The 20,346-nt window shown below is 52.7% G+C and carries 22 protein-coding genes; 14 read left to right on the forward strand and 8 right to left on the reverse strand.

Annotated elements, in window-relative coordinates; all coding sequences use genetic code 11:
- Together HOM51_07205 and HOM51_07210 are read left to right on the forward strand one after the other, a co-directional pair.
- A partial coding sequence (locus HOM51_07205) for a glycerophosphodiester phosphodiesterase (GenBank protein MBT5034294.1) occupies positions 1 to 686 on the forward strand: 686 nt, incomplete at its 5' end.
- 12 nt (positions 687 to 698) lie between these two features.
- On the forward strand, positions 699 to 1,532 hold the full coding sequence (locus HOM51_07210; GenBank protein MBT5034295.1) for an NADPH-dependent oxidoreductase: 834 nt from the start codon (positions 699 to 701) through the stop codon (positions 1,530 to 1,532).
- Here the strand turns inward: HOM51_07210 and HOM51_07215 are convergent.
- Complete coding sequence (locus HOM51_07215) at positions 1,519 to 2,364, reverse strand: alpha/beta hydrolase (protein ID MBT5034296.1); 846 nt, start codon at positions 2,362 to 2,364, stop codon at positions 1,519 to 1,521. The genes HOM51_07210 and HOM51_07215 overlap by 14 nt on opposite strands.
- 148 nt (positions 2,365 to 2,512) lie before the next feature.
- Between HOM51_07215 and HOM51_07220 the strand changes: the two genes are divergently transcribed.
- From HOM51_07220 to HOM51_07260, 9 genes are all read left to right on the forward strand, one after another.
- The gene (locus HOM51_07220) at positions 2,513 to 3,211 is read left to right on the forward strand and encodes an FCD domain-containing protein (GenBank protein ID MBT5034297.1); all 699 of its coding nucleotides are present in this window, start codon (positions 2,513 to 2,515) and stop codon (positions 3,209 to 3,211) included.
- Positions 3,212 to 3,394: 183 nt separating this feature from the next.
- Entirely contained in the window at positions 3,395 to 4,429 is a 1,035-nt protein-coding gene (locus HOM51_07225; GenBank protein MBT5034298.1) for a tripartite tricarboxylate transporter substrate binding protein, read from the forward strand.
- A gap of 29 nt (positions 4,430 to 4,458) precedes the next feature.
- A complete protein-coding gene (locus HOM51_07230) occupies positions 4,459 to 5,013 on the forward strand; it encodes a tripartite tricarboxylate transporter TctB family protein (protein ID MBT5034299.1) in 555 nt (184 codons plus the stop codon).
- Positions 5,014 to 5,028: 15 nt separating this feature from the next.
- Positions 5,029 to 6,543, forward strand: coding sequence for a C4-dicarboxylate ABC transporter permease (locus tag HOM51_07235; GenBank protein ID MBT5034300.1), 1,515 nt, complete (start codon positions 5,029 to 5,031; stop codon positions 6,541 to 6,543).
- Positions 6,544 to 6,621: 78 nt separating this feature from the next.
- Positions 6,622 to 8,040, forward strand: a complete 1,419-nt coding sequence (gene leuC / locus HOM51_07240; GenBank protein MBT5034301.1) for a 3-isopropylmalate dehydratase large subunit — start codon at positions 6,622 to 6,624, stop codon at positions 8,038 to 8,040.
- A gap of 8 nt (positions 8,041 to 8,048) precedes the next feature.
- Positions 8,049 to 8,660 carry a 3-isopropylmalate dehydratase small subunit gene (gene leuD / locus HOM51_07245; GenBank protein MBT5034302.1) on the forward strand — a complete coding sequence of 204 codons (612 nt, stop codon included), beginning with the start codon at positions 8,049 to 8,051 and terminating at the stop codon, positions 8,658 to 8,660.
- 10 nt (positions 8,661 to 8,670) lie between these two features.
- The gene (locus HOM51_07250) at positions 8,671 to 10,044 is read left to right on the forward strand and encodes an MmgE/PrpD family protein (protein ID MBT5034303.1); all 1,374 of its coding nucleotides are present in this window, start codon (positions 8,671 to 8,673) and stop codon (positions 10,042 to 10,044) included.
- Between the two features lie 58 nt (positions 10,045 to 10,102).
- Entirely contained in the window at positions 10,103 to 11,296 is a 1,194-nt protein-coding gene (locus tag HOM51_07255) for a CoA transferase (GenBank protein ID MBT5034304.1), read from the forward strand.
- 21 nt (positions 11,297 to 11,317) lie between these two features.
- Entirely contained in the window at positions 11,318 to 12,106 is a 789-nt protein-coding gene (locus tag HOM51_07260) for an enoyl-CoA hydratase (protein MBT5034305.1), read from the forward strand.
- Between the two features lie 4 nt (positions 12,107 to 12,110).
- Here the strand turns inward: HOM51_07260 and HOM51_07265 are convergent, their stop codons facing one another.
- From HOM51_07265 to HOM51_07295, 7 genes are read right to left on the reverse strand one after another with little or no spacing between them, the layout of a single operon-like run.
- Positions 12,111 to 12,890 (reverse strand): ATP-binding cassette domain-containing protein, encoded by a 780-nt coding sequence (locus HOM51_07265; protein MBT5034306.1) that lies wholly within the window; start codon positions 12,888 to 12,890, stop codon positions 12,111 to 12,113.
- A gap of 1 nt (position 12,891) precedes the next feature.
- The gene (locus tag HOM51_07270) at positions 12,892 to 13,122 is read right to left on the reverse strand and encodes a hypothetical protein (GenBank protein MBT5034307.1); all 231 of its coding nucleotides are present in this window, start codon (positions 13,120 to 13,122) and stop codon (positions 12,892 to 12,894) included.
- A 9-nt stretch (positions 13,123 to 13,131) separates the two neighbouring features.
- Complete coding sequence (locus HOM51_07275; GenBank protein MBT5034308.1) at positions 13,132 to 13,770, reverse strand: nitrile hydratase subunit alpha; 639 nt, start codon at positions 13,768 to 13,770, stop codon at positions 13,132 to 13,134.
- Between the two features lie 27 nt (positions 13,771 to 13,797).
- Entirely contained in the window at positions 13,798 to 15,096 is a 1,299-nt protein-coding gene (locus tag HOM51_07280; protein MBT5034309.1) for an amidase, read from the reverse strand.
- A 10-nt stretch (positions 15,097 to 15,106) separates the two neighbouring features.
- Complete coding sequence (locus HOM51_07285) at positions 15,107 to 15,400, reverse strand: nitrile hydratase subunit beta (GenBank protein ID MBT5034310.1); 294 nt, start codon at positions 15,398 to 15,400, stop codon at positions 15,107 to 15,109.
- Complete coding sequence (locus HOM51_07290) at positions 15,400 to 15,747, reverse strand: nitrile hydratase subunit beta (GenBank protein ID MBT5034311.1); 348 nt, start codon at positions 15,745 to 15,747, stop codon at positions 15,400 to 15,402. Before HOM51_07290 ends, HOM51_07285 begins: the two co-directional genes overlap by 1 nt.
- A 52-nt stretch (positions 15,748 to 15,799) precedes the next feature.
- A complete protein-coding gene (locus HOM51_07295) occupies positions 15,800 to 16,498 on the reverse strand; it encodes a pirin family protein (GenBank protein MBT5034312.1) in 699 nt (232 codons plus the stop codon).
- Between the two features lie 47 nt (positions 16,499 to 16,545).
- On the opposite strand from HOM51_07295, the gene HOM51_07300 reads away from it, so the two are divergent.
- From HOM51_07300 to HOM51_07310, 3 genes are all read left to right on the forward strand, one after another.
- On the forward strand, positions 16,546 to 17,184 hold the full coding sequence (locus HOM51_07300) for a class I SAM-dependent methyltransferase (GenBank protein ID MBT5034313.1): 639 nt from the start codon (positions 16,546 to 16,548) through the stop codon (positions 17,182 to 17,184).
- A gap of 14 nt (positions 17,185 to 17,198) precedes the next feature.
- The gene (locus HOM51_07305) at positions 17,199 to 18,260 is read left to right on the forward strand and encodes a tartrate dehydrogenase (protein ID MBT5034314.1); all 1,062 of its coding nucleotides are present in this window, start codon (positions 17,199 to 17,201) and stop codon (positions 18,258 to 18,260) included.
- Between the two features lie 92 nt (positions 18,261 to 18,352).
- The gene (locus HOM51_07310; protein MBT5034315.1) at positions 18,353 to 19,828 is read left to right on the forward strand and encodes a methylmalonyl-CoA carboxyltransferase; all 1,476 of its coding nucleotides are present in this window, start codon (positions 18,353 to 18,355) and stop codon (positions 19,826 to 19,828) included.
- The last annotated feature ends 518 nt before the right edge of the window (positions 19,829 to 20,346 follow it).

Below are 20,346 nucleotides of genomic sequence, written 5' to 3' on the forward strand. Positions count from 1 at the left end.
CGTCGATCAATAAGGCAGCGGATCTGGGGGTAAAGTGTGTCGAATTTGACGTTAAGTTGACGGCCGATAGACAGCCAGTTCTATTCCATGACACAACTCTTGGTCGGACCAGCAATGGAAAAGGCCATGTCTCCCAAATGACCTTGGAAGAACTCCGCACCTTAGATATCGGAAGTTGGTTTTCGTCTGAATTTTCCGGCGAACGAATTATGACACTTTCCGAAACCATAGAGGTGTTGGTCAAACGCGGGGTCGGCGCGATGGTCGAGCTAAAATCTTCTCCCAGTCAAGAGGTGCAAACCGGGCGCGTCGTGGCTGAGCATTTGATCCAGCACTGGCCTGATAATTTTCCGGCCCCCACTTTGGTGAGTTTTAGCGAGAAATCATTGGCCGCTGCTCGGGAAATCGCGCCAGAACTTCCAGTAGGGCTAAACGTGCGGCGGGTGCCCAAGAATTGGCAGCAGCGCCTAAAGCGTTTGGGGTGTAAAACGCTGCAGTGTCGGCATCAGTATTTGACGCGGGCCCGAGCACAGGAAATTATATCAACAGGCACAACGCTTCGGTGTTTTACGGTCAATACCGCACGGAGGGCTCGGACACTGGCGAGTTGGGGTGTGCATGGAATTTTTTCGAATTTCCCAGACAGAACGCCAAAACCTGCCAAAACTTGCCAAAAAACTGAATAAGGAGTTTCAGATATGACGACCCTAGCGGACATGATCGAAGATCGCTTCGGCATTAAGACAGATGCGGGCGCAGATATTGATGCGGAAGGCGTATTGAAGGCGATTTTGGGGCGGCACTCGATCCGTAAGTATGCCGATACCCCCATTCCCGAAGGTTATTTAGAGATCATATTGGCGTGTGCGCAGTCGGCCCCTGCCAAATCTGATCTGCAACAGTACTCAATTATGGTGATCGATGACCCCAAAACTAAGACAGCGGTTTCTGCCCTTGGGCCCGAACTCTGGTTTGCCGATGCACCGATTTCATTGGTGTTCTGTGGTGATATGCGGCGGGGCCAGCGCTTTACCAACGACATTCACGGCCATGCCCATGTTAATAATACCGTCGATACTTTTATGAATGCAGCTGTGGATGGCGCGCTCGCCATGCAGGCCTGCACCACTGCCGCCGACGCGCTGGGCCTCGGCAGTTGTTTCGTCAGTAATGTTCGTAAATACCCCTTCGAGATTTCAGAAATTCTGGGCTTGCCTGAAGGTGTCTACCTCATTGCCGGGATGGGGGCTGGATTTCCTGCGGAAGAACGCGATGTGACCCTTAGATTGCCGCCGTCAACGGTGGTGCATCGAAACCGATACGATGATGCGTCTTTGGAAGAAGACTTGGCAGCCTATGGTGCTAAGCGGCGCGCGAAGTTTCCCGTGCCCGATGATCGTCAGATGCACCAAGACAAATTTGGAATTTCAGATAATTATGTCTGGTCGGAAAATGCAGCCCGGCGCCTGTCCGTGCGCGAACGAGACAATTTCACCGACTACGTGAAATCCCAAGGCTTTAAGCTGGAGTAACCCCGAGCATTTCTAGAAGCATCTCATTGAAGGGTTCTGGAGCCTCATAAATCACCCAGTGGCCCGCGTCGGGGATGACCCTAAAATCGCAGTCCGGTTGGACTTGGCGCAGGATTTCTTCTCGCTTATCAATGTGACCCAGGGCAATGGCATCCCGTTCGCCCCAAATTCCTGAAATCGTCCCTTTCACCTTATGCAGGGCCTCAAGAGTTTTTGCTGTCACCGCGAATTTAATGCTTTTGACGCGCCCGCGTTTGGTGTTTTCGATTTGGGTGTGAATTGCTAAATCGTCAACTTTATCCGGGTCTGCAATCATTAGAATTTCAAGATTTCGGCGTTGTGCAGCGTGGATGGCTTCGGGTGTCTCGGCATCTCGCCAATTGAGCATTTCATCCATGGGAGAGCGGGGGATGCCCATGCCGCCTGAGCCGATAATGACAAGAGATGTCACCCGCTCGCCTTGATGAACTGCAACCCGGCTGCCAATTGTGCCGCCGAACGAAAACCCAGCCACCTGAATGGGTTTCGAGGCTGAAACCAACAAATTTAGTCCTTCAGATACAACGGCACCAATTCCGTCTGGCGTAATCGGTTCCGGCGGCATGGCTGAATCTCCAAGGCCTGGTGTGTCTGGTGCGAAGACGGTGAAGTGCTTAGACAGGACATCAATATTCCTGATCCAATGGGTCCAAGAGCCATAGCCGCCGTGCATCAGCAGCAGTGGCGGCCCGTCGCCCCAAATATGCCAGACCATTTCCCCCTCACCGCAAGGAGTTGTTTCCTTAACAGAGCGGGCTTCCATTTGGCTTACAATTTCGGCGGGCGTTGTCATATTCATATCCGTTGTGACCTTGGTATCTTCTTTGTTTCCGGTATCAGAGCCGAACTGTCAACCGAGACTCAATAAAATTGCTGACAATTCACAATCAACATTATAATCTCGTTTTAAAGGCGTAAAGATTATTAGAGGAAACTAGCCGATGGCAGCTGTTGCATTAGTCCCGAAATTGGAACTGGTTGGTTCGGAACTAGACTTTATTCGCAAGGAGTCGCTGACTTCTGTGGTGAAGCGTGAGCTTGAGCGTATGATTCTCAATGGCGACTTGAAGGCTGGCGAGCGGATCAACGAGAACATGTTGGCAGGTAAGCTGTCGATCAGCCGCGGCCCCATTCGCGAGGCTCTGCGTAAGTTGGAGCAGGCGGGACTGGTCGAGTCATTGGTTAACCGGGGCATGTTCGTTCGCAAAATCAGCCTGGAAGAAGCCCTGAACCTCTACGAAATAAGGGCCGTATTGGCAGAGCATGCAGGCAAGCAAATTGCCAAGCGTATTACCAACGCCGAAAAAGATGTTCTGGTCGAGTTCGTAGAGCAAATGGAAATTGCGGCGGACGCGCACGATCTTGAAACCTATTATCCAATAAACATCGAATTTCACGCCACGCTGATGGACTTTACCGGTAATCCACGACTGGCGAAGGCCTATACCAACATGGATAACGAACTCCAGTTGTTCCGCCAGCGGGCGATGCTGACGCTGGAAGGACTGAAAACATCAAATGCTGAACACCGCGCAATTGTTGAGCGTATTTCGGTGGGGGACGTAAGAGGCGCGGGTGCAGCGATGAAACATCACGTCATGGCTGGTAAGGAACGCGGGCTATTGGCGATAGAGGAATAAGGCCCGTTCGGATATTTGGGAAGTCTATCTGTTTTGACAAAGGGGAATATTGGGCTAAGCTCATCACCCCTTATTACGATGGAGGTGTCGCAACTACTTGTTAATGCGACTGGTTTCGGCTGAAGCTGCGGGGAGCAGTTTCAGAGTTATCTTAAAATAGAAAAATCTAAAGGGAGGATCACCATGAGACAGTCTTTAAAACAGGCCGGTTCCTTTGCCAATGTGGCCGGGACCGCGCTGATTTTGGCCATGGCTGGCATTATTGCCGCGACAGCCGGTGCCGAGGCCCAGAAGAAGAAAAAGAAGAAAATGTTCGAAAAACCTGTCTGCGATAAGGTCGAAGTGATTTCGCATGCGTCACCAGGTGGCGGTACCGACACAACCGCGCGGATGATGATGATCAGGACACGGCGTTACTTAAAGAAAAGTGGTTATCTAAAAGGTGACATGGTTGTCGTCTACAAACGTGGCGGCATGGCCCGGCGCGCGCACGAGTATTTTGCACGTCGTAAAGCTGACGGCTGTACGATCATGGCGATTACGCAATCGCACATGAATGTGCTGGCGACTAAATCACCGATCACGATTGGTGACATGGTTGGCGTCGCCCGTGCGATGGATGACCCCGTGTTTTTCCTCAACCATGTTGATAGCCCAAATAAAACGATTGAAGCAGTCGTTGCCTCATCGAAGAAGAAGACTTTGAGCTGGGCAGGTGCTGGTGCCAATAGTACGGATCATATCGCCATTGATGAATTCACGCGTGCTGCAGGGATCAAATACAAATTTGTTTCCTATGGAAGTGCGGGTCCGATGACCAGTGGTCAATTGGCGAAGGCACATGACCTTTCTGCTTTGAATGTCAGTGAAGCGGCTGACCAAATCGAAGCCGGTAAGTTTCGCGCTGTTGCCGTTCTCAGTGAGAAGCGTCTGAAGGATTATCCCAACGTTCCGACGGCGATTGAGAAAGGCTGGAACGTGCTTGCTTCCACGACCCGCGGTTATGTGGTGAAAAAAGGCACGCCGGAAAAGGCCCGGAAACATCTCACGGATTCGCTTGTAAAGGCCATGCGACATAAGGTCTTTGCTGGTTATCTAATGGCATCCGGATTGAACCCAAAAGAAGCTGTTGCGGGTCATGGGCCCTGGCAGAAGAACTTGGGCGATATGCACAAAGCAGCCGTAAAGGCCGTCGCTCGGATGAAAGCGGCTAAATAATATAATCCGGTAGATCTGAGGATATTGTTGTGAGCGAAACACCACAATTGCCAACTGGACAAGATGCAGGAGGCACCCAGGAGTCGGGTGCCTCCTCATCCGGTTATCTTAACCGAACCGACACGGTCATCGCCTTAATTGTTTTAGGCGTCTGCTTATTGGGTTGGTACCATACAACGACGTGGGAAAAGCCAATGGCGGCTTTCACGTCCGTTGTGCCGCCGACGTGGTTTCCTCAGCTTGTGCTCGGGTGCATCATGGCGTTGGTAATTTTCCTGCCGCTTGAACAGCACCTGAAGGGAAAAAATGGCGCTGTGCTCGACGATGACCGTCGGGACCGCATTAAACCCATTACCTATGTAACCACTGTCGTCACGGTTACGATTGCGGCGTCTATGGCGTGGATGGGGACACTTGTCACGGTCGTCCTAATTTGCATTGTTTTACCCGTAATGTGGGGAGAACGACGCTGGAAAATCCTCGGCCCGTTCATTGTTCTTTTTCCAATTCTTGTTTTTCTTCTGTTTAAAGTTCTTTTTTCCGTCAATTTCGAGCCCGGCATGATCGGTCTCGGGATTCAGTAGCAAGGTTAGATTTCCATGGAATGGGCCCCAATAATCAAAGGGTTTACGTTAATCCTTGAGCCGACAAATATCGGTCTGATCTTTATTGCCGTTGTTATCGGCGTGTTGGTTGGTGCATTGCCAGGCTTAACCTCAAGCATGGCAATTGCCCTGTTATTGCCGCTGACCATTGGCATGGATGCAATTCCCGCGATCTGCATGTTGGCAGCGCTTTACTGTGCGGGCACTTTTGGCGGCTCAATCACCGCCATTCTTATTAATGCCCCTGGTGCACCACCCGCTGTCGCAACCGCCTTTGATGGCTATCCGTTGTCGCAACGGGGTGAAGCAGGCCGGGCACTTGGCATGGCGGCTTTTGCCAGTGTCATGGGCGGCATTATTAGCCTGCTTATTTTTATCGTAGCCGCACCTGCTCTTTCCACGATCGCCACCAGTTTTCGGCATGTCGAATATTTCGCTTTGGCGATATTCGGTCTGTCCATGTTGGCAACCATCAGCGGTCGCTCTTCCTTGCGTAATTTGATCTCTGGTGCCTTTGGTGTGCTCATCGGTACCGTGGGCATGCATATTGGGACCGGCATCAAGCGATTTATTCCGTTCGATATGTACATGCTGGAAGAAGGGATCGGTTTCGTACCGGTTCTGATCGGCCTGTTTGCCTTTGGCGAATTGTTAAACCAATCGGGTAAACTCCAGAAGAAAATGGAGTTGGTAAAGGACGTCGCCATTAAGCTTCCGAGCATTGCCGATTTTAAGCTGGTTAAGAATACGATCTTGCGGTCTTCAATTATCGGTACTGTTATTGGAATCCTTCCCGCCGAAGGCGCGACGGTCGCCGCGATTATCGGCTACAACGAAGCCAAGCGCTGGTCGAAAACCCCAGAAGAATTCGGCAAAGGATCCATCGAAGGTATCGCCGGGCCAGAAGCCGCCAACAATGCTGCCACGGGCGGTGCCATGGTGCCGACGTTGTCTCTGGGAATCCCAGGCAGTGGCTCTACAGCTATAATTTTGGTCGCGCTTATGATGCATGGGTTCCGTCCGGGACCGTACCTGATCCGTGAAACCCCTGAATTTGTCTATGCCATCTTTGGTGCGATGTTGATCGCTAACTTTATGTTCTTCTTCCTCGGAATGGCGGGGGCGAAAGTCTTTGCTCGGGTTACATTGATCCCCCGTACATTCCTGTGGCCAATTGTCTTGGTGTTCTCCGTCGTTGGTTCGTATGCGCTGAACCAGTCCACATTTGATGTCTATGTCATGTTGGTTTCTGGCGTGTTGGGCTTTCTGATGCTGCGTCATGGATTTGGCCCGGCACCTTTTGTTATGGGGCTGATCCTCGGCAAACTGATTGAGGAAAACTGGGAAAATGGGATGGTCTTCTACGACCACAACATGTTGCGATTCCTAGAAAGCCCGATCGTGGTTGGTTTCCTGTTGGCATCTCTTCTCACCGTTTTTTGGATACCGTTGACCAATGCAATTCAGAAAATTCGTGCGACGAAAGTCGATACCCTCTCGGACGAATAAGGGTCGCCGGTTCAATCAATTTTATTTCGAAACGTAGAGACTCTCTGTGAATGAATTCCGGCGAACGTGGGAACTAGAATGAGCGATCCTAAAACCATTTTTGAGAAGATTTGGAACCGTCACGTTATCACGACCCGTGAAGACGGTGCGGACCTTCTGTATATTGATCGGTTGTTGAGTCAGGAAAACACCTTTCACGCGTTCGCTAAAATCAGGGCCGAAGGCCATGCGGTCAAAAGCCCGTCGCAGGTCTTTTGTTTTGCTGATCACTATGTGCCAACCGAACCTGAAGCCCGCGCCAAGGGCCTCGACGGAATTAAAAATCCGGAAATCCGCGCCATGGTGGAAATCATCACCAAGGATGCGGAAGAATTTGGCATTCAATTGTTTGGCCTCGGCGATATCCGTCAGGGAATCTTGCACGTGGTCGGGCCGGAACAAGGAATTACCCAGCCCGGCATGATCATCGCTGGTGCAGATTCTCATACATCCACCCACGGTGCGTTAGGGGCTTTTGCCTTCGGCGTGGGCTCTTCGGAATCGGCACATGTCTTGGCGACCCAAGCGCTTTGGCGGCAAAAGCCCAAGACCATGCGGGTTGATGTTTCCGGCGCTTTGCCGTTTGGCGTGGCGTCCAAGGATGTCATCTTGGCCATCATCGGCAAGGTTGGTGCGGGCGGTGCCGTCGGACATGTGATCGAATATACTGGCGAAGCCATTCGTGCGATGAACGTCGAACAGCGCATGACAGTCTGCAACATGTCGATTGAGGCTGGTGCGCGTGCAGGTCTTATCACACCCGATGAGAAAGTTATTGAATATGTGAAAGGTCGTCCCTTCGCGCCGAGTGAAGAAGACTTTGATAAAGTCGCCGACTGGTGGCGGACATTGGCGTCTGACGACAGTGCCGCGTACGATCAGGAAGTTACCCTACAAGCAGGCGACATCGCGCCGATGGTGACGTGGGGTAACAGCCCAGAAGATGTCGTGGCGATCACTGACGTGTTGCCGGACCCAGAGCATGAGTCCGATCCCAACCGTCGGGCAAAGTTGGAACGTGCCGTTCGTTATATGGATTTGACACCCGGCATGCTGATGACAGATATCCCTGTTGATCAGGTCTTCATCGGGTCCTGCACCAATGGTCGTATCGAAGATTTTCGCGATGCTGCTGAAGTCGTTAAGGGTCGTAAAGTTACAGTTCCGGCTCTGGCTGTTCCTGCCACTGGCCTGGTCAAGAAGCAGGTGGAAGACGAAGGGCTAGATAAAATCTTGGTAGAGGCTGGGTTTGAATGGCGGGAGCCCGGTTGCTCCATGTGCGTGGGCATCAATGGCGATGACCTGCGTCCGGGACAGCGTAGTGCATCAACCTCCAACCGCAACTTCGAAGGGCGACAAGGGCGGGGATCACGCACCCATTTGGTCAGCCCTTCCATGGCCGCCGCTGCCGCAGTGACAGGTCATTTGACAGATGTTCGCACATTGAAGGAGGCTTAGGGACCGATATGCAAAAGTTTACCAAGCTTACCGGAATTGCGGCACCCATGGACGAATTGAACGTCAACACGGACCGAATTCTGCCAGCGCGTTTCATCAAAAAACCCCGAGAACCCGGCTATCAAGATTTCTGTTTCCACGATGCGCGCTTGGATGAGGACGGTAAGGAACGTCCCGAGTTTGTTCTCAATCAGGCAAAGTACCGGGACGCACAGTTTATCATCGGTAACACCAACTTCGCCTGTGGGTCTTCCCGGGAAGGAGCAGTTTACACCCTCCAAGACTTCGGCTTGAAAGCCGTTATTGCGCCCAGCTTCGGTGACATTTTTGCCTCCAATGCGGTGAAGAATGGGTTTGTACCAATCCAACTTCCGGAGGAAGTTTGCGCTGCGCTGCGCCACAGTTTGGGGGAAGCCAATGACCCTTCGATCACCGTTGACCTGGAAAACCAGACGGTCACGGGTCCCGGCGGGGAGGAGCATTCCTTTGAGATCGAGCCGTTTCAAAAACATTGCATCTTGAATGGACTTGGTGAGATCGCACTGACCTTGCAGGAAACGGATAAAATAGACGAATTTGATGAAGCCTACCGGGAAGAATTCCCGTGGCTGTACGGCTGAGGAAACGTTGATGGCTAATTCAGCAAGCGAGATATTTACGGCATTCGTTGCCGACCTGACGTCTGATCAAGTGACGCCAGATGCCCGAGTCGCTGTGGCCAACGCGCTGTTGGATTTCGCGGGTCTTAGTATCGCGGCAAAAGATGAAAACTATATCGGCGCGATCAAGGCGGGCTGGGACGGCGAAGGATCCTGCACCGCCTTCGGCCACGACAAATCCTATGACGCTGCGGGGGCCGCCGTCATCAACGGCACGGCCTGTCATGGCGAAGACTACGACGATACCTTTGAAGGCAACCCAATGCACAACACCACGGTCATCATGCCCGCAGTATTGGCGGCATGTGAACGCTATGGCCGGTCTGGTGATGATGCATTGCGCGGCGTGGTCGCCGGCATGGAACTGATGTGTCGCATGGCACTGGTGGCCCCGACCGGTATGCATAGGGCTGGGTTCCATCCAACAGCAGTCGCCGGGGCCTTGGGGGCGACCGCGGGTGTTGGCGTAGCGTTGGGGTTAAATGCCAAGCAAATGACCGATGCTTTGGGAGTCGCGGGCAGTATGGCGTCGGGTATTATCGAATACTTAGCCGAAGGGACGTGGACCAAACGTTTCCATCCGGGCTGGGCCGCACAATGCGGCATTCGTGCGGCGCTTATGGGGCAGCATGGGTTCGCAGGACCGCGCACTGTTTTGGAAGGCGAACACGGGTTCTTCTTTGCCTTCGCCGATCACAGCATTGAGCGCGATTACAGCCATATCACCGAAGGCTTGGGCGAAAAATGGTGGATGGAAAACATCGCCGTCAAACCCTACGCCTGTGGCACCATGACCCAGCCCTTCATTGATTGCGCCATTAAGCTGGCCAAGGAAGGTCTAGATCACCGCGACATCGTCAGCATTGATTGTAATGTTGGCGAAGGCACTGTGCATCGCCTCTGGGAAGTGGTGGCGGAGAAGCAGCGGCCCTCCACGCCTTATTCAGCAAAATTCAGCGGCGCCTTCTGTGTCGCCGTTGGATTGGTCGATCAGGCGGCAGGATTGCTGCAGTTTACCGACGAAAAAATTTCCGACCCGGATATCTTGGCGGTTGCGGGCAAAGTCAATTATGTGATCGACCCCAACGACGAATATCCGCGGAATTATTCAGGCCACGTGCGCGCGACGCTTAAGGATGGCAGTGTACGTGAAGCCCGCCAACCGCATCTTCGGGGCGGTGTGCGAGAGCCCGTGTTGCGAGATGAACTCGAAGTCAAATTCCGCGCTAACATTGCCTTTGCGGGATGGTCCGATGCTGATGCGGACCGGCTTGAAAAAGTTTGCGCCAATTTGTTCGACGCACCGGATATGAGTTCCCTTAAAGAATTTGCCGCAAAGGCATAGCCAATCACGCCAAAAATTTGTAAAACCTGTTTTCTTAAAGCTAACCGAAAGAAATTTTATGCCGCATAAACCCGCTTCCTCCGCACTTTCCAAAGTAAAGGTTCTTGATCTGACCCGAGTCCGCTCCGGTCCCACCTGCGTTCGCCAGCTGGCTGACTGGGGTGCCGACGTGATCAAGGTTGAAATGCCAGAGGCCCTGGACCCGGATGGTGCCTTGGGCGCGCCGCGTCATACCTCCGACTTTCAAAATTTGCAGCGCAACAAGCGCTCCATCACCCTCAACATGAAAGAGCCCGAAGCAGTTGAGATTTTTATGAAACTCGTCGCCAAGTCGGATGTCGTTGTTGAAAACTTCCGGCCCGGCGTGAAGCACAAGCTTGGCATCGATTACGACTCGTTGAAGGCGGTCAATCCTCGCATCATCTTGGGCAGCATTTCAGGTTTCGGCCAGGACGGCCCAGCCATGGGGAATCCTGGATTTGATCAAGTAGCACAAGGCATGGGTGGTCTAATGTCGATTACCGGGGAGCCCGGAAAAGGTCCCATGCGGGTCGGTATTCCTATTGCGGATTTAACCGCAGGTATTTTCTGCGCCCATGGGATCATGGTTGCTCTGTTCGAACGCGAAACCTCCGGTGAAGGGCAGTGGGTGCAAAGTTCCTTGCTACAAGCCATGACCTTCATGTTGGATTTCCAGGCGGCGCGCTGGACCATGGATGGCAACGTCCCGCAACAAGCCGGCAATAATCATCCGACCAGCATCCCGACCGGCGTGTACCAGACCAAAGACGGCTACATGAACATCGCCGTTGCTGGACAAAACATTTGGGGTCGGTTCTGCAAGGAATTGGATCGTGAGGACTGGCTTGAAAATCCTGATTACATCGATGGCCCGGCACGTTCGAAAAACCGCGATCAACTCCATGACGAGATCACTGCCATCACCAAGACGATCAATACCAAAGAACTCATCGAACGCTTGTTGGCGTCAGGGTGTCCGTGCGGGCCGATCAATACGATTGACCAGGCATTCGAAGAACCCCAAGTCAAACACCTGGGCATGAGCCAGACCGTTCATTCGGAAAAGCTGGGCGATATAAATCTCATCACCCAACCTATTTCCTTAAGCCGCACGCCAAGCAAACTCGAGGTAGCACCGCCGGAACGAAGTGAACATACCGATGAAGTGCTGAGCGATCTTGGCTACAGCGAAGAACAACTCGCGGACCTAAAATCCCGCACTGTCATTTAAGATATAAAGGAGACGCCACTCATGGCTACCGATAAAATTTTATCCGAAGTTGAAGGTCCTGTCGGACGCATTATTTTCAACAATCCTGAAAAACACAACGCCGTGTCTCTCGACATGTGGGCCGCGGTTGAAGGTTACTTGGAAGAATTTAAAAATGACGATGACATTCGTGTTGTTGTACTGACTGGGGCTGGTGGGCGCGCTTTTGTTTCAGGTGCCGATATTTCCAGGTTCGAAAATGAACGCGCATCGGAAGAGGCGATCAAGAATTATAACGAGAACGTCAGCCGCGCCTACGACAGCATTTATAATTTTCCGAAACCAACCATCGCCATGATCCGGGGCTACTGCATCGGTGGTGGAATGGGATTAGCAACGGTTTGTGATTTACGTGTCTGCACCGAAGCCTCCACATTTGCGGTGCCTGCGGCAAAGTTGGGGCTCGGATATGGGCATGACAAAGTCCGCTTGCTGATGAACTTGGTCGGTCCTTCGTTCGTGAAAGACATTTTCTTCACCGCCCGACAGTTCAAATCCGAAGAAGCCTACAACATGGGGTTCATTAACAAGATTGTTGCCGATGATGACCTCGAAACCTACGTTCAGGAATACGCGGAACGCATCGCTGCCAACGCACCGTTGACGATTTCGCACATCAAGAAAGTTGCCATTGAAATGGTCAAAGACGTCGAAGAACGCGACATGGGTTCCGTCATTGATGCCTTCAACAAGTGCTTCAATTCAGAAGACTACAAAGAAGGCCGGACATCATTCATGGAGAAGCGGAAGCCGCAGTTTCAGGGGAAGTAGATCTCTACCCCGCCGCAAACACAATCGTACTAATCGGACCCTGAGCCCGGCTGTTCACGAACTGATCGACGTATTCGTTCTCGCTCTCGAACATGTTCTCACTCGGACCTGTCCAGATGATGTGCCCGTCGTGGAGCATGGCGAGGCGGTGGGACAGGCGTTTGGCACCGACCATATCGCTGTTGACGGACAGGACTGTGACGCCTAATGCATCGACCAATTCCAGAATTAGGTCGTTGATCTTGTTGGAAGTTATGGGGTCGAGGCCCGCAGTAGGTTCATCCAACAGCAAGATTTCAGGATCAGTGGCAATCGCGCGGGCGAGGCCGACGCGTTTTTGCATGCCGCCGGAAAGTTCGGTTGGATACAGGTCCGCATCACTGGCGGGCAAATTGACCAAGCGCAGTTTTTCGATGGCGATTTCTTTGGCTTCGACCGGGGTCATTGATTTGTCTTGCAGCAGGCGAAAGGCGATGTTTTCCCAGACATGCAGGCTGTCGAACAGGCCTGATTTTTGAAACAACATGCCGATCTTTTTTTGTAGTTTTAGGCGCGTACTTTCAGAAATTTTCCAGATGTCTTGGCCATCGATTTTGATCGTGCCGCGGTCGGGCGGTACCAAGCCAATGGCAGTTTTTACGAGTAATGTCTTGCCAGACCCGGACGTTCCCACAAGACAAACCGACTCCCCTTTTTCCAAGGTGAAATTGAGGTCTTTAAAGACATGATTATCGTGAAAACTTGTGGTGACACCGGAAAATTCGATAACGGGTGGGGTGGTCATATCAATCCTTCCCGTAAGGGTTCTTCATCGATGAAACGACAGAGGCAAACACGTCCCGAATTTGTTCTTCGTCGCAGTCCATCAGAAGAGCATCTTCGAACGCGTCTTGGCAGTACTGGCGAATTTCATCCAGATTTTCGTTCAGCACCTTCAGTTTTTCCTCACACGACACCGGCGTGCCGTCGGGTTCCTGCCAACGGATGGGTTTTGGTTTTGGAGAAGCTGCGTTCATGGCCGAGCCTTATGCCACCGCCGAAGCGGGAACAACACCGATCATCGAATCCCGGGTGACCAGTTCTTCTAATTCCTCGACGCTCATGCTGTCTGTGCCTTCGGGGCGTTCCGGCAGAACCATATAACGTAAATCAGCCGTACTGTCGTGCACGCGGACTTGTTTGTCGTCGGGGATATCGGTGCCGAATTCGGCCAGAACTTTGCGGGGTTCGCTGACCGTGCGGGTCCGGTAATTGCGGCTTTTGTACCAATCCGGCGGCGCGCCCAGCAAAGGTTTCGGGTAACACGAACACAACGTACAGACGACGACGTTGTGAACGTCTGATGTATTCTCGACGACATAAAGGGTCACGTGCCCCATCACGATGCCAAAATCGGTGACAGCTTCTGTCGGGTTCTCCAGCAGGCGCTTCTTGAAATCGGGATCAGTCCAGGCGCGGGCAACGACTTTCGCGCCCATGGCGGGCGTAAGTTCATCAATGCGTTCCACACGCTGGCGGAATTCACCAGCATCAAGGATGCCTTTCTCGATCATCAATTCGCGAACCGCCATCTCCATAACGCCATAGTGACCCAGGCTTTCTTCCTCGTCCGGTTGGAAGGTCAGCTCATGGTCGTGGCCCTGGTGGTGGGCGGGAATGGGCATATGGATGAGGTCATCGTCGGCCATGGTTTAGTCCTCTATCAAAACAGAAGCGATAGTCTGTGACGCTTCCAGCAATTTATGATCTTCACCCCAGTGACCCATCAGTTGTGCGCCCACCGGCAAACCCTTGGGGCCGGTGAAGGCGGGGATGGAAATTGCCGGGATTTGGGTTCGGGTCGCTAAATTGTTCATTGTCGCACTACCGGTCAGGGCGGTCCCTTCCAAGGCCTCGCCAAAACTACTGGCGGTTAGCATGACGTCGTAGTCTTTGGTTTCTTTAGCGAAGCGGCGGCGGTAGTTTTCGTTGGCGCGGATTGCATTCCTCCATTCGCCGTGGGTGAAGGTGGTGCTGTCCACAAGATGGGTATTTTTTAGAATATCGGTGATTTGGTCGTAGTGGTTTTTGAGTTCCCACGCCAAGGCTCTGTTCATGCCGTACTTGTTGACGACCAGGTTTGCCAAGCGACTTTCCTCGAACGCGTCTTCATCCAAGGTCAGGTCTTCCACTGTTGCGCCAGCTTTGGTGAGCTGAGCTGCAGCGTCTTCCAATAAGGTTTGAGTAGACGCATCGATTTCATGCCAATGCGGGGTTCGACAGAAACCAACACGAAGACCAGCAATATCAGGTCCATTCAATGGGTTATCGCCTAGGCGAAGCATTCCTGAACGGAACAGCGAGATATCTTCGACGCTGCGGGCGAACAGACCGACAGTATCCAACTCAGCCGTGTTCTCCTTCACGCCATTCTGACCGAATTCACCGAAGGTCGGTTTATAGCCATAGACGCCACAATAGGATGCGGGCCGAAGTGTTGATCCGACCGTCTGGGTGCCAAACGCCAACGGCACCATCATCGCCCCGACCGCCGCGGCGGACCCACTGGACGAGCCGCCGGGTGTGTGTGCTGGGTTGTGGGGGTTGGTGGTCGGGCCGGGGCCACGTGCGGCAAATTCAGTAGTGACGGTCTTACCCATGATGATTCCGCCAGCGTTCTTGGTCAGCGTCACGCAAGAGGCTTCGCCTCGTGTCTGGTTATCCTTGTAGATTGGTGATCCGTACTGGCTCGGCATGTCGGCGGTATCGATGATGTCTTTGACGCCGACGGGAATTCCTTTAAGCGGGCCTGTACCCGATGCATCGCTTTCCCGCGCGGCACTAAGCGCCTGATCATTATCCAAGTGAACCCATGCCTTAACCGTCGGCTCGCGCTCTTCGACGCGGGCGAGCAGGGCCTCCATCAACGCCGTCGCGGTCAAGGAGCCGTCCGCGATTTCGGCTGCGGCCTCGGTTGCAGTTAGTTCCGCCGGATCATTTGTTTTCAGCATGATGATTTTCCTAAACGGCTTCTAGCCAGTGTTGGAAGATTTCAATATCTATCGTGTCTTCTGGACTGCCGCTGTAATCAGGCCAAGCCTCGGTCTGCATAAAGCGAACCCGATAGAGCGGCTGCTTGGGTTCGTCATAGTGACCCTTCGCGCGTTCTTCCGGATTATCATAGGCGGCGATGACGTCGGCGATAACGCCAGATTTACCACGAATATAATATGGTGTGCGGATGTGGCCCGGCGGATAGTCGCCACGTATATGAACTTGGTCGCCGATGCTAAAGCGGGTGGGTTCTTCAGCCATTATGCGCTCTCCGCTTCAAGGCCCAAGCGATCCCGGATTTCAGCCATTTTGGCCTCGATTTCTTCTTCCGTCAGCATGCCCTTATCCACGAGAACCCCCGCAACAGACGCCATCCAAAGCTCGTAGTAGGTGAGGGATTCGTATTTATCCTCGCCCATGGTCTCGATCTTGTCTCGGCGTTCATCAACGTAGAAGGCACGCTTGCCGATCTTGGGGGCGCTCAGCGCCATGGTCAGCGCATCGACGCGTTTTTCCCAGGGTGCGAGGATATGTTCGGTTTGTTCAACAGGGCCGCCGGGAAGACCGCCCATGTCGTGATAGCCGCGAGGCGTTTTTTCATCTGTCATAATAAGTGATTATGACAAGGATACCCTCCCTCTCGTCAAGGAAATATAAGATTTAGGCGATATCGAACACTAAGACGTGAGCGTCTTCTCCTGCAGTCAGGGTGAATCCATATTCATCGCTGATAGCAGCTCCGTCTCCCTTGTTCAGGGTTACATCGCCAACGGTCACAGTTCCTTCTGCAACTTGCAGCCAAGCATCCCTTCCTTTGGCCAACTCGTGAGATATAGACTTACCCGCGTCTAATCGTGTCGCATACAGATCCAGGTCTTGGCTGAGGCTCAGAGAGCCATCTCGCCCCGTCTTTGACGCCACCAGCAATAAGGTGTCGCGTTTGGCGTCTTCGTCAAAGGTCTTTTCTTCCCAACTAGGTTCCAGATCATTTTGATCGGGCTCGATCCAGATTTGGAAAAAATGGTTCTGGATGTCTTCGGACGGGTTAAATTCGCTGTGCCGAATGCCTGTGCCGGCGGTCATGCGTTGCACGTCACCGGTTTTAATGGTCGATCCGTTGCCGACGCTGTCTTTGTGCTCCAGCGATCCAGTCAGCATATAGCTGATGATTTCCATATCCTTGTGGGGATGAGTCGGAAATCCGCAGGTTGCGGCGAATTTGTCCTCGTTAATCACCTTGAGCGACTTGAACCCCATGTATTCAGGGTCATAATAATGCGCGAAGGAGAAGCTATGGCGACCGTCCAGCCAATCGATATCGGCCTGTCCACGATCTTCGTCTCTGCGTTTCTTGATCATAAGGGGCATCCCGTCCAAGTTTTTGTTCTTACGGAGGTAGTACTGCAATGGAGCCACGTCAACCGTCCCAAGACGCCGACAATCTAAAGGCGATATCTGACGGGACGCTAGGTTATTACAACCAAGTCGCCGAACAGTTCTGGCACGGCACCAAAGATCATGATGTCAGCCAGAACCGTCACGCAGTGTTGGAGGCGATTGAAGGCGACGGGCCGCATACCGTGCTGGATTTCGGTTGTGGCCCAGGTCGAGATTTAATCGCTTTCAAAGAGATGGATCATCGCCCGATTGGCCTGGAAGGGTCCGTCGAACTGGCGAAACTGGCGCGCAGGCATTCGGACTGCGAAGTGTGGGAACAGAATTTTCTAGAGTTGGACCTTCCAGATAGTCATTTCGATGGGGTTTTTGCCAATGCATCGTTTTTTCACGTGCCGAGTAGTCAAGCCCCTCGAATTTTGGATGAACTAAAGGCGGCGCTGAAGGCAGGCGGGGTACTTTTTTGTTCCAATCCCCGGGGTAACGATGACGAAGACTGGCGCGGTGAGCGCTACGGCGTTTTTTATGACGACAGGACTTGGCTCAGCATGGTCGAGGCTGTAGGTTTTACCCCAATTCAAAAATATTACAGACCAGCAGGATTGCCTCTCGAACAGCAACCCTGGCTTGCTACAGTGTGGCGTAAATAAGGAATTAGAAAAATATGGCGAAGCACAAGATCGCAGTAATTCCCGGCGACGGAATTGGGAATGAAGTGATGCCTGAAGGCATGCGAGTGATGGAAGCCGCAGGTAAGAAATTCGGCATTGAGTTCGAATGGGATGAATATGATTGGTCGTGCGAACGCTATGCCAAAAAGGGTGCGATGATGCCCGAAGACGGCTTGAAGCAGATTGAAAAGCACGATGCGGTTTATTTGGGTGCCGTTGGATTTCCAGGCGTTCCGGACCATGTTTCGTTGTGGGGGTTGCTGATTCCCATTCGCCGCGAATTTCGCCAATACGTATCGCTTCGCCCTGTGAAACTGATTGATGGCATCCCGTGCCCGCTTGTCGGGCGCCAAGCCGGTGACATCGACATGATGGTGGTGCGGGAAAACAATGAAGGCGAATATTCGTCTATTGGCGGGCGGTTATATGAAGGCACAGACGAAGAAGTTGCCATGCAGCAAACCATCTTCACGCGTAAGGGCACCGATAAAATTCTAAAATACGCGTTCGATCTGGCGCAAAGTCGGCCGAAGAAGCACCTGACATCAGCGACTAAATCTAACGGAATTATTCACACCATGCCCTATTGGGACGAACGGGTGGCGGAAATGGCTAAGAAATACCCGGACGTGAAGGTCGATCAATATCACATCGATATCTTGACCGCGCAGTTCGTGCAGAACCCGGATTGGTTTGATGTTGTCGTCGGCAGCAACTTGTTTGGCGATATTCTGTCTGATCTGGGCCCTGCCGTAACCGGCACCATCGCCATAGCACCCTCGGCAAACATGAATCCGGAGAAAGATTATCCATCGATGTTTGAGCCGGTGCACGGTTCTGCCCCTGATATTGCAGGCCGCAACATTTCCAACCCCATCGGCATGATCTGGTGTGGTGCACAGATGCTGGAACACCTTGGCTACAAGGAAGCGGGCGATGCTGTTCTGGATGCCATCGAACGGGTGATTAAAGAAAGCCCAGTGAAGACCCGTGATATGGGTGGCCAAGCCTCCACGGCAGAAATGGGTAAAGAAATTATGGATGCGTTAAGTTAGGCCAAAATTAGGAGAGTGCCTTGAGCGAAGAAAAAACCGATCTCGAGAATCGTCTCGAAGAATATGAAGTCCATCTGGAAAAAGCCCTCGGCATGGGCGGGCCAGCGAAACTTGCTAAGCGTAAGGAGCAAGGTCAACTCAATGCCCGCGAACGCATTGATTGCTTGGTAGATGACGGCAGCTTCGTCGAATCAGGGTTGTTCGGAACATCCTCCTTTGCCAAGGATGCTGACAACACGCCCGGCGATGGCAAACTTGTAGGCTACGCGCAGTTGGACGGGCGCGATGTTGGGGTCGTGGTTAATGACTTCACTGTCAAAGGCGCATCTACCAGCGCGACAAATTCGAAAAAGGTCGGTTGGATCAGACGTACGGGGACAGAGCGCGGTCTGCCTGTGATCTTCATTGGAGAATCCACAGGCGCACGGTTGCCGGACGCGATGGGCTCCAAAGGCATGGGAACTATGCTGGGCAATGACATACATCAGTTTCAGCGCACCCGGGTGACGCCCTGGGCGGCGGCGGCATTGGGAAATTCGTTCGGCTCGTCGGCTTGGCTTGCGTGTTGTTCGGACTTTGTTGTTATGCGCAAAGGTTCGATCATGGCCGTCTCCAGCCCGAAATTGGTCTCCGAAGCCTTGAAGCGGGATGTTGATTTGGAAGAACTCGGCGGGTGGAAATTGCATGCGGAGACAACAGGTTTGATCGACCGGGCCGTAGATACGGATGAAGAGGCGATGGAGGAAATACGGAAATTCCTGAGTTATCTGCCAAGCCACCATAAAGAAGCTCCGCCGGAAGTTGCTGTGACTGCTGGTTCCGGTGAGGACATGGCTGACATTGGCGATGTTCTCCCAACCAGACGAACTCAGGTCTATGACGTTAAAAAAATTCTTCAGAAGGTCGTCGATAAGGACAGCTTTTTTGAATTGAAAGCCCGCTATGGAAAACCGGCGGTGACGGCCTTCGCACGAATGGATGGAAAAAGCGTTGGGATCATTGCCAACAATCCGAAGTTCAAGGGTGGGTCCATGGACATCAACGCGATTAAGAAAATGATCAGCTTCACGGTGATGTGCGATTCGTTCAACATTCCCATTGTAAAGTTTGTGGATACCCCTGGCTTTATGATTGGCTTGGATGCGGAACGCGAAGGGGCGCCAGGTAAGATCATGAACTTTATGAATGCGACAACGTTGATTACGGTGCCGACCATAACAGTGATTTTACGAAAAAGTTACGGTCGTGCCTATGTCACCATGGGCGGTGGAAGGCATTCGGACGACATTTGCGCGTGGCCCACAGCCGAAGTCAGTTTCATGGACCCGGTGGCAGCGACCAAGATCGTGCACAATAAAAAACCGGGAGATGACGGCTTCGAAGAAGCACTGGCACAAATCAATCAGGACAACGATGTTTGGGGTCTGGCATCGGTCTATTCGGTACAATCTGTCATTAAGCCTGAACAAACCCGAGACCATTTGATCCGCATGCTTGATGTTCATCGCCTGCGTCTTACCAACGGGGTCGGGGAGCACATGATGCGCACTTGGCCCACCAGCTACTGAGATTTTATTCCATGGATGCAGCTAAACTAATTCGAAAAGCCTTGGACGGATCGCGCGCGTCGTTGGACGAGCAGGCGGGCAAGCAGGTTTTGTCAGGCGCCGGAATTTCAGTTCCTAAATCCATTGTGGTAACGGGACCTATGGAACTGCCGGCGGCTATAGAAGGCCTATCCGCCCCCTTCGTTGTAAAAGTCATGTCGGCAGAAATTCTTCACAAAAGCGATGCCGGTGGTGTGGCCATTAATCTTAAATCTGCGGAAGAGGTCGCTGCGGCGGTTGCCGCCATGGCGACGTCGCCGAAAATTAAGTCAGCGAAAGTTGACGGCTATCTGATCGAAGAAATGGCGCCAGCGGGCCAAGAAGTCGTCATCGGCGGTCTCCGCGATCCCAACTTTGGGCCGATGGTCATGGTTGGGCTTGGCGGGATTTTTGTTGAAGTTCTCAAGGACGTCAGTTTCCGGGTATGCCCTATCACCGAAGGTGACGCACGGCGGATGCTGGATGAGTTAAAGGGCGGT

The organism is Rhodospirillaceae bacterium (assembly GCA_018660465.1).
Lineage (GTDB): Bacteria > Pseudomonadota > Alphaproteobacteria > Rhodospirillales > JABJKH01 > JABJKH01.